This window comes from Streptomyces montanus (assembly GCF_005786655.1).
GTDB lineage: Bacteria > Actinomycetota > Actinomycetes > Streptomycetales > Streptomycetaceae > Streptomyces > Streptomyces sporangiiformans.
Window position 1 is genome coordinate 114,520 of record NZ_VBZC01000011.1, and the last position, 14,913, is coordinate 129,432.

The window sequence follows — 14,913 nt, forward strand, 5'->3', positions numbered from 1 at the left end:
CCTCCAATGAGTGCGGGTCAGCGGACGCGGTGGCTCTCCAGCGGACCGAGATACGTCGGCGTCAACCCACCCGTATCGATCACGAGTCGTTGCAGCACCACGGCCGGATCGACCATCCAGAACTTCAGCCGGTGCACACCGGCAGCCCCGATCGTGTGCCGGGTCGACGTCACGTTGACGTTGTCCGACGTGTTGCGGGCCCACTGCATGTTCATCAGGCCGTCGTCCGCCCCCGTGGCCGCGTGGATGTCGACGGCCTGCGGGGTGTCATCGTCGAACGAGACCGCGTACCTCAGCCCTCCCGTCGGCAGGGCAGGGTTCCGTGGGGAGAGGTACGCCCAGACCCTCACCGGGCCGGAGGCGAACACGCTCACCTCGTACTCCAGCCTGGGCGAGCCCCCGCCCGGCCTCTGCCGGGGAGCCGTCACCGGGAACGGCGTCATGCCCGCGCCCGTACGGCCGATCCGGTCGATGCGCTGCCAGCGGACGCCCCGGGAGCCGACCGCGCGCGTGTAGTGGTCGGCGTCGACGGCCACGTATCCGCCCGCCTCGACGAAACCGCGCAGCCCGCGCGGGGACGGATGCTCGGCGACCACCTTGACCGTCACCTCGGAGCCCGCTCCCTCCACGGTCATCGACGCCTCGGTACGGCCGCGCGGCGCCTTCGCCCAGTCCACGGTCAGACTCACCCGTACCTGCTTGTCCACCCGGCCGCGCGGACGGTCCACCCGCAGCCAGGGCACGGACGGCGTGATCCGGTAGTCGAAGGCCGTCCGGCCCCGGTTGAACACCTCGATGTACTGAGCCGGCCGGGTCTGGTACGGGCTGAAGACCGGCAGTACGGCCTCCTCCGAGGTCCGCGGCCACCACTCCCCCGACTCCGAACCGTCGACCGCCACCCCCATCTCCGCCGCCGCCGGCACCTCGATCCGCTTGACCGCCGGGAAGATCTCGTCGGGCAGCGCCACGTTGTTCCGCTCCGGCTGCTGCCACGGCGCGTTCGGGCCGTAGCGCTCGACGTCCCCGTACCCGATGTGCGGCTGCGTCTGGAAGCCGCGCCACTTTCCCTTCGCCACCTGGGAGTTGAAGCGCTCGGAGAACGCGAAGTCCCGCTCCAGCCCAGCCTCCGCCGCGGCCGCCAGGTCGTTCGTCGCCGCACGGCCCTGCGCCGCGTACAGCAGATTCGTGAACTCCGCCTCGCGCAGCTCGTACACGTTGGCGGTGGCCCGCACCTCGTACCCGACGAGCTCGTACCAGGCGTCCTGATCCTCGGCCGGCAACCGGCGCCCGATCCGGTCCGCCTCCTTCGCGAGCCGACGCCAGTCCTCGGTGACCCGCTCCAGCTCACGATGCCCGAAGTAGAAAGGCGTGGCCTTGTCGTCGTACACGACCTTCGAACCCTCTGAACTGCCCGAACCGTCCAGCCTGATACGGCGGTTGAGCAGCTCGGGCTTGCGGCGCGACTGGAGTTGCGCATAGGTGGCCAACACCGACGCGATCGCCGACGCCTCTGCCGCGCCGAAGTTCTGCCGCGCGTACCGCCGTTCCCACTCACCCAGGCTTTCCAGCGGCCAACGTCCCGGATCCCAGGCATAGTTGAGGAAGAACTCCGTCGGCAGTTCGTTCCCCTTGAGGTCACCGACGTTCGTGACCCACAGCCCGTGATTGCCGTACTCGACGGCCTGGTGGAGCTGATCCCACATGTTCGGCAGGGACGTGGTGTCGACCCACTTGTAGTTGCGGCCCACGCCCACGTAGTCGAAGTGGTAGTAGAGCCCGTAGCCGCCGCCGCGCGCGGGCTCCCCCGGATCGGGATGCTTACGGATGTTGCCCCAGTTGTCGTCCGTCAGGACGACCGTCACATCGTCCGGCGCCCGGAGCCCGCGGTCCCAGTAGCGTTGGACCTCCTTGTAGAGCGTCCACACCTGCGGCACCTCGGAGAGCGGCTTCCCCGTGACCTCCGCGATGATCTCCCGCTGCGTCGCGATGATCTCCTGCATGAGCTCGATGCCGTCGCCGTCCGGCAGGCTGGTGTCGCCGTTGCCGCGCATCCCGAGAGTGACCACGCCTTCGAAGTCCTGGTCCACCATGCGCCGGATGCCGTCGCGCCAGTACGCCTTGATGGCATCGGCGTTGCGCCGGTACGACCACTCCCCCGTGCCGCCGTAGGGGTCGTGGCCCGGGGTGACCACATCACCGGAGCTGTCGCGCACCGCGGGCACCGCATGCCGGTTCCATTCCTCGATGCCTCGCATCATGGGCGCCTCATGGGACGTGCCCATGACAATCCCATATTCCTTGGCGCGCGCGTGGTTCTCCGGATCGTCCTCGGCGAAGGCCCGCCCCCACACCGCCGGCCACAGGTAGTTCGCCTTCAGCCGCAGCAGTACCTCGAAGACCTTCGCGTAGAAGTCCGCGTTGAAGCCTCCGGAGTGACCCGGCGCCTTCCCGGGCCCGAAGAACGCGGGCGCCCAGGTGCCGAGGGCCGGGTTCTCGTCGTTGATGAAGACGCCCCGGTACTTCACGGCGGGCGTGCCCTGCGTGTATCGCCCCGGCAGAACGTACACCTCGTCCCGGCGCACCGGCCGCACATCGTCCCACCAGTACCAGGGCGAGACCCCGATTCCGTACGAGACGTCGTACGCCCCGAAGATCGTCCCCCGCGGATCGCTGCCCGCGACGACGAACGCCCGCTCCACGCCAGGCATCGGCCGTTCGACGACGGCCTGCAGGGAGGTCTCCCACCTGCCCCGCACGCCCGTGACATCGAGTTTTCCGGCGGCGATCAGCCCATCGACCAGCGGACTGCGGCCGATGGTGCCGACGAGCACGACCTCGCGCGCGACTGAGTCGCCCGGACGTACGCCCGTGACGCGCTCGATGTCGTCCCGCAGGTCCTTTGCGACGCGTACGACTCCCGGGTGGTCCTCACCGCTGACCAGGACCGGAACGGCACGACCGCCTCGTACGAGGGGAAGGGCGCCCGCCCTCGCCACGAAGGAGATGTACGCCCCCGGATCCGTAGGACGGGGAGCAGCACCCTCGGTCCCACTCTCCGCCCACGCGACCCCCGACAGCCCCGACAGCCCCGACAGCGCGGGCGCGGCGACGACCCCGGCGCCCGCCCCCAAGACGGCTCTACGACTGACGTGTCCAGACATGCCATGCACCCCTCGAACCCCTGGATCCCCATTTGCTCAGCGGCATGACAAATAGTGGAGCGAGGGACGCCTGGGGGGAATGGGTCGTAACCGTCGAATAGTTTCGTAACAGCAAAGGGGCCCGCACGACCGAAGTCGTGCGGGCCCCTTCAAGGAGCTCGCGAGGAGCTACCAGGTCAGGCGACCTTCAAGTAAGCGAACTTACTTGTTGATCTTGGTGACCTGGCCGGCGCCCACGGTCCGGCCACCCTCACGGATGGCGAACTTCAGGCCCTCCTCCATGGCGACGGGCTGGATGAGCTCGACCTTCATCTCAGTGTTGTCGCCCGGCATGACCATCTCGGTGCCCTCGGGGAGGGTCACAACACCGGTCACGTCAGTCGTACGGAAGTAGAACTGCGGACGGTAGTTGTTGAAGAACGGCGTGTGGCGGCCACCCTCGTCCTTGGACAGGATGTAGGCCTGCGCCTCGAACTCGGTGTGCGGGGTGACCGAGCCCGGCTTGATGATGACCTGGCCGCGCTCGACGTCCTCGCGCTTGATGCCACGGAGAAGCAGACCGACGTTCTCACCGGCCTGGCCCTCGTCGAGCAGCTTGCGGAACATCTCGATGCCGGTGACCGTGGTGGTGGTCTTCTCCTGCTTGATACCGATGATGTCCACGGTCTCGTTGACCTTGAGGACACCACGCTCGATACGGCCGGTGACGACCGTACCGCGACCGGTGATCGTGAAGACGTCCTCGATCGGCATCAGGAACGGCTTGTCGACGTCGCGCTCCGGCTCCGGGATCGCGGTGTCGACGGCGTTCATGAGCTCGAGGACGGAGTTGCCCCACTCCTTGTCGCCCTCGAGCGCCTTCAGAGCGGAGACCTTGACGACCGGCACGTCGTCGCCCGGGAACTCGTACTCGGAGAGCAGCTCACGGACCTCGAGCTCGACGAGCTCCAGGATCTCCTCGTCGTCCACCATGTCGGCCTTGTTCAGGGCGACGACGATGTACGGAACGCCGACCTGGCGGGCCAGGAGCACGTGCTCCTTGGTCTGCGGCATCGGGCCGTCCGTGGCGGCGACAACGAGGATGGCGCCGTCCATCTGCGCCGCACCCGTGATCATGTTCTTGATGTAGTCCGCGTGACCGGGGCAGTCGACGTGGGCGTAGTGACGCGTCTCGGTCTGGTACTCGACGTGCGCGATGGAGATGGTGATACCGCGCTGGCGCTCTTCAGGAGCCTTGTCGATCTGGTCGAAGGCCGAGGCCTCGTTCAGGTCCGGGTACGCGTCGTGCAGCACCTTGGTAATGGCGGCCGTGAGGGTCGTCTTACCGTGGTCGATGTGACCGATGGTGCCGATGTTGACGTGCGGCTTAGTCCGCTCGAACTTCGCCTTCGCCACTGGGGTCCTCCTGTGGAGTGGTTCTGTACGCCTTACTCATCGGCGCCAGGTGATCTTTGCTGGAAAGCCGGGGCCCAGGGCATTCCGCCACGGTTCTGGCGGAATGCCCCAGCAGGCTCCGGAGTCAAGCCTAAGGTGTGAACTCGGTTGAGTCTGACTCGGTGAGTTACTCGCCCTTGGCCTTCGCGATGATCTCCTCGGCGACGTTCCGCGGAACCTCGGCGTAGGAGTCGAACTGCATCGAGTAGCTCGCGCGACCCGACGTCTTGCTGCGGAGGTCGCCGACGTAGCCGAACATCTCCGACAGCGGAACCAGGCCCTTCACGACGCGGGCACCGGCACGCTCCTCCATGGCCTGGATCTGGCCACGGCGGGAGTTGATGTCACCGATGACGTCGCCCATGTAGTCCTCGGGCGTGGTGACCTCGACGGCCATCATCGGCTCGAGCAGTACGGGACTGGCCTTGCGCGCGGCCTCCTTGAAGGCCTGCGAGCCGGCGATCTTGAACGCGAGCTCGGAGGAGTCGACCTCGTGGTAGGCGCCGTCGATGAGCGTGACGCGGACGCCCGTCATCTCGTAGCCCGCGAGGATGCCGAACTGCATGGCCTCCTGCGCACCGGCGTCGACCGAAGGGATGTACTCCTTCGGGATACGGCCACCGGTCACCTTGTTCACGAACTCGTACGAGGCGTCGCCGCCCTCGATCGGCTCGATCGCGATCTGCACCTTGGCGAACTGACCGGTACCACCGGTCTGCTTCTTGTGCGTGTAGTCGACGCGCTCGACGGCCTTGCGGATCGTCTCGCGGTAGGCGACCTGCGGCTTGCCGACGTTGGCCTCGACCTTGAACTCACGGCGCATACGGTCGACCAGCACCTCGAGGTGCAGCTCGCCCATACCGCCGATGATGGTCTGGCCGGTCTCCTCGTCCGAGTGGACCTGGAAGGAGGGGTCCTCCTCCGCGAGACGCTGGATGGCGACACCCAGCTTCTCCTGGTCACCCTTGGACTTGGGCTCGATCGCGACCTGGATCACCGGCGCCGGGAAGTCCATGGACTCCAGGATGACCGGGTTCTTGTCGTCGCTCAGCGTCTCACCGGTGGTGGTCTGCTTCAGGCCCATGACGGCGACGATGTCGCCGGCGCCCACCGACTCGATCTCCTCACGCTTGTTCGCGTGCATGCGGTAGATCTTGCCGATGCGCTCCTTCTTGCCCTTGACCGAGTTCAGCACCGCGGTGCCGGACTGGAGGCGGCCCGAGTAGACCCGGACGAAGGTGAGCTTGCCGAGGTGCGGGTCGCTCATGATCTTGAACGCCAGCGCGGACAGCGGCTCCTCGTCGGACGGCTTGCGCTTGACGACCAGCTCCGGGTCCTTGACGTCGTGGCCCTCGATGGCCTCGACGTCAAGCGGAGTGGGCAGGTAGCGCACGACCGCGTCGAGCAGGGGCTGGACGCCCTTGTTCTTGAACGCGGTGCCACAGAACACCGGGGTGACCGTGGTGTCGCTGGACTTGCCGGACGCGATGGTGATGCGACGGATCGCGGCGTACAGCTGCTCCTCGGTGGGCTCCTCGCCCTCCAGGTACAGCTCCATGATCTCTTCGTCGTTCTCCGCGACGGCCTCGAGCAGCTTGCCGCGCCACTCCTCGGCCGCCTCGGCGTGCGTGGCCGGGATGTCGACGGTGTCGTACATCTCGCCCTTCGCCGCCTCGGCGGACCACACGAGCGCCTTCATGCGGACCAGGTCCACAACGCCCTTGAAGTCGGCCTCGGCACCGATCGGCAGCTGCATGACGAGCGGCTGGGCGCCCAGACGGTCCGAGATCATGTCCACGCAGCGGTGGAACTCGGCGCCGGTACGGTCCAGCTTGTTGACGAAGCAGATACGGGGCACGCCGTAACGGTCGGCCTGACGCCACACCGTCTCGGACTGCGGCTCGACACCGGCGACACCGTCGAACACCGTCACGGCACCGTCGAGCACGCGCAGCGAGCGCTCCACCTCGACGGTGAAGTCGACGTGACCCGGGGTGTCGATGATGTTGATGGTGTAGTCGTTGTCCTCGAGCGGCCAGTGACAGGTGGTCGCAGCAGACGTGATGGTGATACCACGCTCCTGCTCCTGCTCCATCCAGTCCATGGTGGCAGCGCCGTCGTGGACCTCACCGATCTTGTACGAAACGCCGGTGTAGAACAGGATCCGCTCGGTGGTGGTCGTCTTGCCCGCGTCGATGTGGGCCATGATCCCGATGTTTCGGACCTTGGCCAGGTCAAGTGAAGTGGTAGCCATAAGGCTTTCGTCTTCTCTCGGTCTCGATGTGGGTAGCGACTACCAGCGGTAGTGCGCGAAGGCCTTGTTGGACTCGGCCATCTTGTGGGTGTCCTCGCGCTTCTTCACGGCCGCGCCGAGGCCGTTCGAGGCGTCGAGAAGTTCGTTGAGCAGACGCTCGGTCATGGTCTTCTCGCGACGGGCGCGGGAGTAACCGACCAGCCAGCGCAGCGCCAGGGTGTTGGCGCGGCCGGGCTTGACCTCGACCGGCACCTGGTAGGTGGCGCCACCGACACGGCGGGACTTGACCTCGAGGGTCGGCTTGATGTTCTCGAGAGCGCGCTTCAGCGTGATGACCGGGTCGTTGCCGGTCTTCTCGCGCAGGCCCTCCATGGCGCCGTAGACGATGCGCTCGGCGGTGGAGCGCTTGCCGTTCAGCAGCACCTTGTTGATGAGCGACGTGACAAGAGGAGAACCGTAGACCGGGTCGATGATGACCGGGCGCTTCGGGGCGGGGCCCTTACGAGGCATTCTTACTTCTCCTTCTTGGCGCCGTAGCGGGAACGGGCCTGCTTGCGGTTCTTGACACCCTGGGTGTCGAGGGAGCCACGGATGATCTTGTAGCGAACACCCGGCAGGTCCTTCACACGGCCGCCGCGCACGAGCACGATGGAGTGCTCCTGCAGGTTGTGTCCCTCACCCGGAATGTAAGCGGTGACTTCGATCCCGCTGGTCAGGCGCACACGCGCGACCTTACGCAGGGCCGAGTTCGGCTTCTTCGGGGTGGTCGTGAACACACGCGTGCAGACGCCACGACGCTGAGGGGAACCCTCGAGTGCGGGCGTCTTGTTCTTCTCGACCTTGTCCTGCCGGCCCTTCCGGACCAGCTGCTGGATCGTAGGCACTACTTCTCCGGTTTCTGTGTGCCGAATCGTAAAGCTAACCTGGAACGTCGCCGACCCACGCGGTCGGGTGTGTCGAATGCTGCAGATTCCCGCCGCAAGGCGAAAAGGGCGCAGATTACGGTGGCCAGTGACGGCTCCCTCTGCGGTCTGAAGGCACGCACGGGAGCCAGGGCACACCCCAGGCACAAGGTCTGAGCGTACCTACCTCAGGGACTTCGGTCAAAACAAATGCAGTCCAGCGCGACACGCCGGACTTCTCAGCGGGCGAATCACGACCCGAGTGCCCTCCCAGTGCACCCGAAGTGCGCCCGAAGCGCCCCCTCATGTTTCCGTTTCGTGAGTCCATACGCCCGCATTGGGTGTTCATGCCATACGCACATTCAGTACCTTGATCGGTCCGCTGCGTGACGATCGGGGGCCGTATGACGGAGGCGTACTTACCGGGCGGGGGCCTGGACGACCAGGTGCCCTTTCTCGCCCGGCTGGAGCGCGAGGAGCGCACGGCGCTGCTGGCGCTGGGACACGAGCTGGGTTTCTCGCCCCGTGTCGTGATCCTGCATGAGCGCGAGCCGTCGTCGCATGTCCTCCTCGTCGTCGAGGGCTGGTCCAAGGTGACCGCGGCCGCGCCCAACGGTTATGAGGCGCTGCTCGCGCTGCGTGGTCCCGGCGACATCATCGGCGAGTCCGCCGCGCTGACCGGGCGACCGCGCTCGGCAACGGTGACCGCGCTGGAACAGGTGCGCGCCGTGGCAGTGGAACGCGAGCGCTTCACCGACTTCCTCGCCCACTCCCCCGCGGTGTCGTTCGCTCTGCTCGGACTCACGTCCGACCGCACACGCGCGGCCGACCGACGGAGGCTGGAGTTCGCGTCCATGAACGTGCGGGAACGATTCGCCGTCCTGCTGCTGGACCTGGCCCGCGCCCATGGCCGTCGTACCGCCGAGGGCATCGAGCTCTCCGTGCCCCTGAGCAAGCAGGAGCTGGCCGGATCCGTCGGCGCGTCCCGGGAGATGGTCCAGCGCCTGCTGAAAGAGCTGCGCACGCGCCAGGTGGTGACCACCGGCCGGCGCACGCTGCTCATCGCCCGTCCGGACATCCTGCGCCGCATCGCCCGGGCCGAGCATCCGGATTTCTGAGTTCTTCAGTGCACACGGTCACAGTTCGAGTGCGTCATCCTCCCTCACGGCTCCGGGCTGTTCGTCGCCAAGCTGCTGCTCGGCACAACTCCCCCGGCCGAGAGGTGAACATGACCGACCCCGTGAGCAGGACGATCCTTCTCCTCGACATAGAGAAGTACAGCGACCGGGACGATGTGGAGCAGGCGTATCTGCGCCGCATGCTCTACGGCATCACCGACCGCGTTCTGGAAAGCGCCGGCATCGATGAGACCCGGCGCCTGCGCGCCGACCGCGGAGACTCGGTCATGGAGCTCATCGACGCCGGCGCCTCGATGACCGCGCTGCTCCGCGCCCTGTTGACCGAGGCGCCCGTGGAACTGCGCGCGGTGAACCGCACGGCGTCGAAGTCCGCGCAGATCAGGCTGCGAGCCGTGCTCGCCACCGGGTACGTCGCGATCGACGAGCTCGACGGCTGGGTCGGATCCGATCTCAACCACGCCTGCCGGCTGCTCGACGGCGCCGTCCTGCGCACGGCGCTGAGGGAGCGCCCGGACGACTTCGCCCTGTGCGTCTCGGAGAGCGTGCACCACGGAATCGTCCAGCACGACTACCCGGGCATCCCCAAGGACGACTTCCACGCGGTCACGATGTCCAGCAAGAACGGGCCCCTGCGGGCATGGCTGCACGGGCCGGTGCCGCAGGACGCGGACGTCGCCGAGGTCGCCGAGGTCGCCGAGGTCGCCGAAGATCAACCTGCCGCCGCGCCGAGCCCTCCGGCCGCTACTTCCAGCCCCGCCTCCGCGTCCGTCAACTTCTTCGGCGGCTCCCCTTCCTTCGGCGGCAGCTTCGTGAACGGCGACCAGCACGGTGTGTCCGGCGGAACCGTGCACGGAGATGTGCACCTCGGCGGCAGCGGCTCCCGCGGACGGGGTGAGCGGGAATGACACCCGAAGCCTCGGATGCCGAGAGCACCGAGCACACCGACAACGCCGAGAACACCAAGAACGCCAAGAACACCGAGCATGCCGAGAACAAGGAAGAAGAACAGGATCGACCGCAGGACGCGTGGTCCGCCCGACGGGATCTGGTGGACCACAGCCCGAAGTCCATGCACGTCGGCGCCAACGCACGCTTCGGCGGCGGCCTGGTCGCCGGAGACCAGCACGGCGTGTCCGGCGGCCTGGTCGCCGGAGACGTGATCATGGGCAGCAAGACGGAGATCTACCACTTCGGGGTCTCCGCCACGGGCCATGGCTCCGGCGAGGTGCCACCAGCGACGCTGGACCGTCTCGCTCCGTACTTCGTCGCCGAAGAGAGCGTCTTCGAGGGCCTTGTGACACGGCTTCACACGGAACGTGTCGTCGTACTCTCCGGCCCTCACTTCACCGGCCGGCGTACCGCCGCCCTGATGCTGCTCCACCGCCTCGGCGTGTCCCCGGTCCGCACCCTGGTCCGCGACACCACTCCGGAGCAGCTCGTCCAGCAGCTCAGCGACGACAAGCACCCGGCGCGCGGATATGTGCTGTGCGATCTGACCACCCGCCGCGACCAGCCGCTGCGGGAACCGCATCTCCTCGCCGCTCGCGACCAACTCGCCAAGAACGACGGCTACTTGGTCATCACCGTCGGCCCCACGGCGGCTCTGGAGGACATTTCCCCCGTCGGCTGGAAGCCGCCGAGCCCCGGCGATGTGCTGGCGGCGCACCTGCGTGTGCTGACCGACGAGGCCACGGCACACCGGCTGCTGGCGCTGCCCTCTGTCGCGGAATTCCTCGGACGCGACCACCAGCTGCGCGAGGTCGCGGACTTCGCGAAGACCCTCAAGCGGTACGCGGACGGAGAGGTCGGCGAGGCAGCCGTCAGGAACTTCTCGCTGTTCAGCCTCGAAAGCCAGGTCCAGGAGTGGTTCGAGGAGGACGAGGAGCGGGTCCCCTTGCGGGACAAGGCGTTCCTCGTCGCGCTTGCCGCCTTCGACGGAGGCCCGTACGCCCTCACGGCCGAGCTGAGCGACCTGCTCTACGCCTTCCTTCAGGGCACCGAGAACTCCGCTCTCCGCCCACAGGTCCCCGTGTTCGGGACACACATCGGCAAGCGCCTGCAACTCGCGCGCGCCGATCGCTACCAGGAGGAGGAGAACACGGAGTGGGGACCGGTCATCCAGTCCAAGGCCGCCTTCCTCGACGACCGCGTCTCGCTCGTTCTGTTGCGCGAGGTGTGGACCGGCCACCCCTCGGCCCGGCCCGCCCTGGTCCGCTGGCTCCAGCGGCTCGCCGACGACGGAAGGCCCCTGGTCCGCACCCGCGCGGCGTCGACCGTCGCCGTCCTCGCGTACGCGGACCTGCCCTCCACCATGGCCCTGGTCATCGAACCATGGGCCACCTCCCGCCTGTTCCGCCGACGCCTCGTCGCCGTCAACGCGTTGACACTCGCGCATCTGCTCGACGCACCCAACATCCCGCGCATCCTCGACGCCTGGTGCGAGAGCGACGACGAAGGCATGTGCTGGGTGGCGATCCGCGCGTACGGGCTGATCGGCGCGGAGCGGCCGGAGCAGACACTCGCCGCTCTCCGGAGCGCCGTCCGCAAGCAGTACGGACGACCGGAGTCCGACGGCGACGGCAACGGGGACGGCGCCGGGGAACGGGACGGCGTTGGCGATCTCATGGTGAATCAGCTCGCGGAGTCGGTGGAGTTGCTGCTGCTCTCGCCCGCCGGTGACCAGGTCCTCACTGAGCTGCTGCGCACGCTCGACGACGACCGGGCCGTCCACGACCTCGCCCTGGGCGGCTTCCTCAGCGCGTGTCGGCGGAGAAAGGAAGACGAGCGGCACGGGCGGCCTCTGGTTCTCGACTGGTACGCCACCTCGGCGGCGGACGGCGGCCGCACGGCCGGGGGAATCACCCGGCTCTGGCGCGCGGCGCTCGACGACCGCAGGCACACGCGGGACGCGCTCGATGAGCTGACCTCGTGGATCCATACCGCCGACCGGGACCCCGAGACGGAAGGGGCGCTCGCCGCCCTGCTGCCGACCCTGGCCGGCACCGCTGCCGAACACCAGCGCCTGAGTCATCTGCTGCGCACCATGCGCGGCGAGGACAGTCCGCCCCCGCCGGACGTCGCGGCCCGCCTGCTCACCACTCTTTCGGCCCGCCAGTGAACGGCCGTTGAGCCATCGAACTGCACGGCCGCTGAACCGCACGGCCCACCCCCGTCGACGTACGAACCCGTCAAGGAGGCAAGCGTCATGGCTGACTTCCGCCAGCCGCCGGACTGGCAGCAACCCGCCGGCCGGCACTCACCCCTGGTCGATCCCGTCATCACCGTGCGGCAGCTCTCGCGGTTCGGGTTCTCCCGCCGGTCACTGACCCGAATCGACCACGCCCTGGTCTTCTCCACCTCCAAGGGCGGATACGACGCCTATCCGCCGCCCCTGCGGCCGAGCCGCGGAGAGGTGGCCACGAAGCGCTACACCGCGGTGTACGAGGTGGACATGGGCGTCCACGCCCACCAGGCCGAACTCTGCCTGCCCAGCGACAACGACGCCTTCGAGTTCACGGCCGCCGTCGACCTGTCCTGGCAGGTGGTCGATCCTGCCGCCTTCGTGCGGAGCGGCCACCGGGACGTGCCGGTGCTGCTTCTCGGCGAACTGCAGCAGGCCGCTCGCCCCCTCACCCGCCGCTTCGCCATCCATTGCAGCGCGAGGGCCGAGGCGGAGTTGCTCAGCGTCCTTGCCGGGCAGGCCTCGCCCGGCGCGACCGCCGGTCTGAAGGTGATCTGGACGCTGCGTCTCCGCCGTGATCAGCAGGAGATCGACCACCAGCAACGCCTGCAGTCCATCGACCATGCGTCTGCCGAGCAGATACGCACCGAGCAGAGCGGTATCGAGTACGACATCGCGCTCGACCGGCGCACCCGCCACCAGGACGAACTCCAAGTCGGCCGGGCCATGGATTACGGCCGGCTGGACCAGGAGCTCACACTCCAGCGACAGAAATGGCAGCAGGAGCAGGACCTGCTGCGGATCCGCCATCAGACGGAGCTCCAGCGGGAGGAGGCCGAGAAGATCGAGCACTACCAGAAGTACCTCGAAGAAGGCGGCGTCCGGGCCTGGGCCATGCATCTCAACGCGCATCCCGAGGACTCGAAGCTCGTCATCAACAGCATGCGCGACGATCAACTCCGGCTGATCGAATCCAAAATGGAGCTGGTGAAACAGCTGCTGGGTGGCGACGGCGCCGAGGACTACGAGCTGGAAGCACCCAAGCAGATGGCCCTGGACGCCTTGTACGAGATCTTCAACCAGCGCCTTCCGGGGATACCCCAAGGCCAGTCGCCGGCTCCCCCACCGGGGACCCTCTCGCCTTCGCCGGAGGCGCCGCCGCAGGAGGACTCCCCCTCATGACCGGCGCGGACTCCCGGATTCCCGTTCCCGCGCGGGTGCCCGCGCCCGCGCCGGGCGTCGGCACAGCGGAACACCTGCTCGCCGACCTGCGCTCCGAGATCGCCCGCGCGGACGCCAAAGCGGCCGTACTGGTGGCTGCCCTCGGCGTGGCGGCGGGCGTCTTCAGCGGACTGCTGGCCACGCGAGAGTGGACACCGGCCGGCCTCTCCGCGCTCGGCGGTTCGGCGTGGTGGTCAGGCGTGTTCGCGCTGGCTGTGGCAGTTCTCGCGCTGCTCATGGCCGTACTGCCGCGCTACGGCAGCAGCAGGTGGGCACCGGGTGCCCCGTTGTCGTACTTCGGTGACATCCAACAGGCCGCGCGCAGCGGCCACTTGGCGGAAGCGCTGGCCGAGACCGAGAGCGCCCCGGCGGCCGGCGCGATCGCGGCCCTGACCGAGAACAGCCGTATCGCCGCGCGCAAGCACCAGTGGATACGCACCGGGCTGATCGCCTTCGGCGCCGCCGTGGTGCTGCTCCCCGGCTCCCTGCTCATCGGCTGACGCCCCGCACCGCGAAGTGACGTCCCCCTCTCGGAGGCTGACCATGCCGTACCCGACCGATCCCCCGCACCCGGAACCCCATGACACCGGCGAGGCGCGAGACGACCTCGACTACCGCCACAAGAGCGGCCGACTCCATTTCGGCGCCCACCAGCGTGGCGTCGATGCCACGGCCTTCGGCCAGCTCGTCCTCCACCTCCCCGGCACGGTGATGAGCCTGCTGGTGCTCCTCCTGATATCCGGCGGCCTCGACGCCTGGCTGGGGGTTCCGCTCTGGATACCGCCGCTGATCTGGCTGGCCTCCGGGGCCTTGGTCTTCCACCGCCCCACCGAGGACTTCCTCGCCCGCTACCTCCTGCGGCTGCAGCGCCCGATGCCCGAGGAGTACGCACGCCTCGATCCCGTCTGGCGCGAGGTGACCGCACGCGCCGGCGTGGACGGCCGGACGTACGAGCTGTGGGTCGAGGACAGCCAGGACCTCAACGCTTACGCGGCCGCCGGGCACATCGTGGGTGTCACCCGGTTCGCCCTGGACCACCTGTCGAGCTCCCAGCTCGCCGCGGTGCTCGCGCACGAACTGGGGCACCACACCGGCGGCCATGTGTGGACCTCGCTGCTGGGCTACTGGTACGCGCTGCCGGGTCGCGCCGCGTGGTACGTCATCCGGCTGGTCGTCGTCTTCGCCGTGGCGCTCACCAGCTACTTCTCCTGGCCGGCCACCGCGGTGCTGGTGCTCGTGATCGGCATCGTCACGTACTCCACGATCACTCAGCTCTACGGTCTCCCCCTCGTGCTGCTGGTGACCCCGTATCTGATCGCGGCCGTGGGACGCCGGGCCGAGCTGCGCGCGGACCGGCACGCCGCCGCTCTGGGCTTCGGCCCGATGCTCGCGCAGGTCCTGCAGACCATGCATGCGACCGAGACCGAGGCCAAGCGGCAGGCTCTGGCCGCCGCCGGGGCAAGGCCCGCCGAACCAGGGCTGTTCGCCCGGCTGCTCTCGACGCATCCCGACTACCCGACCCGGCTGCATCGTCTGAGGCCATACCTGCAGCCGCACCGGTAGCGGCAACGCCGAAGGGCGGCCACCCCGTCCGAAAACGGAGTGACCGCCCTTCAACAGA

11 protein-coding genes are annotated in these 14,913 nt (G+C 68.1%); 6 read left to right on the forward strand and 5 right to left on the reverse strand.

Going from position 1 to position 14,913, the window contains the following annotated elements; all coding sequences use genetic code 11:
* Positions 1-17 precede the first annotated feature (17 nt).
* The 5 genes from FE633_RS12335 to rpsL all read right to left on the reverse strand — a co-directional run bounded on the left by FE633_RS12335 (position 18) and on the right by rpsL (position 7,733).
* Complete coding sequence (locus tag FE633_RS12335; RefSeq protein WP_138045165.1) at positions 18-3,161, reverse strand: glycosyl hydrolase 115 family protein; 3,144 nt, start codon at positions 3,159-3,161, stop codon at positions 18-20.
* Positions 3,162-3,362: 201 nt separating this feature from the next.
* Positions 3,363-4,556 (reverse strand): elongation factor Tu, encoded by a 1,194-nt coding sequence (gene tuf, locus FE633_RS12340; RefSeq protein WP_030233924.1) that lies wholly within the window; start codon positions 4,554-4,556, stop codon positions 3,363-3,365.
* Positions 4,557-4,722: 166 nt separating this feature from the next.
* On the reverse strand, positions 4,723-6,849 hold the full coding sequence (fusA, locus tag FE633_RS12345; protein WP_119102607.1) for an elongation factor G: 2,127 nt from the start codon (positions 6,847-6,849) through the stop codon (positions 4,723-4,725).
* Between the two features lie 39 nt (positions 6,850-6,888).
* Positions 6,889-7,359 carry a 30S ribosomal protein S7 gene (gene rpsG, locus FE633_RS12350; protein ID WP_003998848.1) on the reverse strand — a complete coding sequence of 157 codons (471 nt, stop codon included), beginning with the start codon at positions 7,357-7,359 and terminating at the stop codon, positions 6,889-6,891.
* A 2-nt stretch (positions 7,360-7,361) separates the two neighbouring features.
* Positions 7,362-7,733 carry a 30S ribosomal protein S12 gene (gene rpsL, locus FE633_RS12355; RefSeq protein ID WP_003948652.1) on the reverse strand — a complete coding sequence of 124 codons (372 nt, stop codon included), beginning with the start codon at positions 7,731-7,733 and terminating at the stop codon, positions 7,362-7,364.
* A 422-nt stretch (positions 7,734-8,155) separates the two neighbouring features.
* Here rpsL and FE633_RS12360 point away from each other — a divergent pair, with 422 nt between their 5' ends.
* The 6 genes from FE633_RS12360 (at position 8,156) to FE633_RS12385 (ending at position 14,855) form a co-directional block, all read left to right on the forward strand.
* A complete protein-coding gene (locus FE633_RS12360) occupies positions 8,156-8,869 on the forward strand; it encodes a Crp/Fnr family transcriptional regulator (protein WP_138045166.1) in 714 nt (237 codons plus the stop codon).
* Positions 8,870-8,979: 110 nt separating this feature from the next.
* Complete coding sequence (locus FE633_RS12365) at positions 8,980-9,795, forward strand: hypothetical protein (protein ID WP_138045167.1); 816 nt, start codon at positions 8,980-8,982, stop codon at positions 9,793-9,795.
* Positions 9,792-12,008 carry a hypothetical protein gene (locus FE633_RS12370; protein ID WP_212747207.1) on the forward strand — a complete coding sequence of 739 codons (2,217 nt, stop codon included), beginning with the start codon at positions 9,792-9,794 and terminating at the stop codon, positions 12,006-12,008. Before FE633_RS12365 ends, FE633_RS12370 begins: the two co-directional genes overlap by 4 nt.
* Before the next feature lie 87 nt (positions 12,009-12,095).
* Complete coding sequence (locus tag FE633_RS12375; protein ID WP_138045168.1) at positions 12,096-13,253, forward strand: hypothetical protein; 1,158 nt, start codon at positions 12,096-12,098, stop codon at positions 13,251-13,253.
* Entirely contained in the window at positions 13,250-13,792 is a 543-nt protein-coding gene (locus FE633_RS12380; RefSeq protein ID WP_138045169.1) for a Pycsar system effector family protein, read from the forward strand. The genes FE633_RS12375 and FE633_RS12380 overlap by 4 nt, the downstream gene beginning before the upstream one ends.
* A gap of 43 nt (positions 13,793-13,835) precedes the next feature.
* Positions 13,836-14,855 (forward strand): M48 family metalloprotease, encoded by a 1,020-nt coding sequence (locus tag FE633_RS12385; RefSeq protein WP_138045170.1) that lies wholly within the window; start codon positions 13,836-13,838, stop codon positions 14,853-14,855.
* Positions 14,856-14,913: the final 58 nt, after the last annotated feature.

Coding starts and splice junctions, on each gene's coding strand:
- FE633_RS12385 (WP_138045170.1), top strand. CDS start 13,836: ATGCCGTACCCGACCGATCCCCCGCACCCGGAACCCCATGACACCGGC.
- fusA (WP_119102607.1), bottom strand. CDS start 6,849: ATGGCTACCACTTCACTTGACCTGGCCAAGGTCCGAAACATCGGGATC.
- FE633_RS12360 (WP_138045166.1), top strand. CDS start 8,156: ATGACGGAGGCGTACTTACCGGGCGGGGGCCTGGACGACCAGGTGCCC.
- FE633_RS12375 (WP_138045168.1), top strand. CDS start 12,096: ATGGCTGACTTCCGCCAGCCGCCGGACTGGCAGCAACCCGCCGGCCGG.
- FE633_RS12380 (WP_138045169.1), top strand. CDS start 13,250: ATGACCGGCGCGGACTCCCGGATTCCCGTTCCCGCGCGGGTGCCCGCG.
- rpsG (WP_003998848.1), bottom strand. CDS start 7,359: ATGCCTCGTAAGGGCCCCGCCCCGAAGCGCCCGGTCATCATCGACCCG.
- FE633_RS12365 (WP_138045167.1), top strand. CDS start 8,980: ATGACCGACCCCGTGAGCAGGACGATCCTTCTCCTCGACATAGAGAAG.
- FE633_RS12335 (WP_138045165.1), bottom strand. CDS start 3,161: ATGTCTGGACACGTCAGTCGTAGAGCCGTCTTGGGGGCGGGCGCCGGG.
- FE633_RS12370 (WP_212747207.1), top strand. CDS start 9,792: ATGACACCCGAAGCCTCGGATGCCGAGAGCACCGAGCACACCGACAAC.